2 protein-coding genes are annotated in these 1,430 nt (G+C 69.0%); one reads left to right on the top strand and one right to left on the bottom strand.

All coding sequences use genetic code 11. The features are described from left to right. The coding region (locus KZA10_RS15140; RefSeq protein WP_218683299.1) for an aminodeoxychorismate/anthranilate synthase component II at positions 1 to 700 on the top strand (700 nt) is incomplete at its 5' end. A 19-nt stretch (positions 701 to 719) separates the two neighbouring features. On the opposite strand, the gene KZA10_RS15145 is transcribed toward KZA10_RS15140, so the two are convergent. Further along, positions 720 to 1,430, bottom strand: a 711-nt coding sequence (locus KZA10_RS15145) for a DUF6596 domain-containing protein (RefSeq protein ID WP_374196601.1), incomplete at its 5' end; no start/stop codon positions are given.

Below are 1,430 nucleotides of genomic sequence, written 5' to 3' on the forward strand. Positions count from 1 at the left end.
GGACGCTCCGGGCGCGGCACGTGCCCTCGCCGACGGCCCCGCGATCTCCGAGCTGCTCTCGTCGCGCAACGCCCGTCTGGCCGAGTTCTGGCTCAACCCGCAGGGCGAGGAGTTCACGGGCCCGTTCGCCGGACACTCGGCCCTCGTCGTGGATGCCGAGGACCGTTTCACGACCATGCTCGCCCACCAGCTGCGCCATCTGGGTCTCGCGGTGACCATCGCCCCCTGGAGCGAGGTGCGGGACGCCGATCTGGATGCCGCAGACCTCGTCGTCGCAGGCCCAGGTCCCGGAGATCCGCGGGATACGGAGAACGCCCGCATCGCCAGGATGCGCGCCGTGGTCGCGCGTCGGCTCGATTCCGACGCACCGCTGCTCGCGGTGTGCCTCAGCCACCAGATCCTCGCCGACAGGCTCGGCATCTCGCTGACTCCGCTCGATACCCCGCATCAGGGTCTGCAGAAGTCCGTGCCGGTGTTCGGAGAGGACGCATCGATCGGCTTCTATAACACCTTCACCGCGCGGGTCAGCCCTGGCACGATGACCGTCGGGGATGCCGACGTGTCAGCGGATCCCGACTCCGGCGATGTGTACGCGCTCCGCGGGGCGCACTTCGCCTCGGTGCAGGGACATCTCGAGTCGATCCTCTCGCGCGACGGGATCCGCACGCTCGAGCGCCTCGTGTCGCACGCCCTCGCCTGATCCGTCGAACCGGGGTCGGTCAGAGCTCGAGCGATACTCGGGAGCGGAGCAGGCGTCGCTCCGCGTCGTTCACCGCGAGCTCGTGGGCATCGCGGAGTGCCGCGAGAGCCTCCTCTTCCCGTCCAGTTCGCCGCAGCAGGTCACCGCGCACGGCATGCCAGAGGTGGAAGCGCACCAGATCATCATGAAGGACCTCCACCTCTGCGAGCGCGTGCTTCACGTCGCCGGTCTGCCCGACCGCGACGGCGCGATTGAGACGAACCACGGGCGACGCATCGTGGACGAGAAGCAGATCGTAGAGCGCGACGATCTGGGCCCAGTCCGTGTCGGCGAAGTGCTGCGCATCGGAATGGCACGCGGCGATGGCCGCATGCAACTGCCAACGACCTGACCGCCGCATCCCGGCAGCGCGCGAGAGCGCTCGATGGGCATCGCGTTGAAGCGCGGCGTCCCACCGCGTCCGGTCCTGGTCGGCGAGCAGCACCATCTCGCCCTCGAGCGCTCGGGCGGGCTCCCTGCTGCGATGGAACTTCAGCAGCGCCACCAGCCCCCATGCTTCGGGTTCACCAGGGAGGGCGTGCGCCACGACCTCCGCCAGCCACAGCTTGGATTCCAGCAGTCGTCGCAACACCAGCGGCGAGGAGCGGAGATGCCGGCGAGGAAGTACACCGAGCAGCAGAGGTTGGCGTTTCTGGCGTTGATCGATCGGGGCGGATCGGTGCGGGCAGCT

This window comes from Microbacterium sp. BF1, assembly GCF_019279095.1.
GTDB classification, from domain to species: Bacteria; Actinomycetota; Actinomycetes; order Actinomycetales; family Microbacteriaceae; genus Microbacterium; species Microbacterium maritypicum.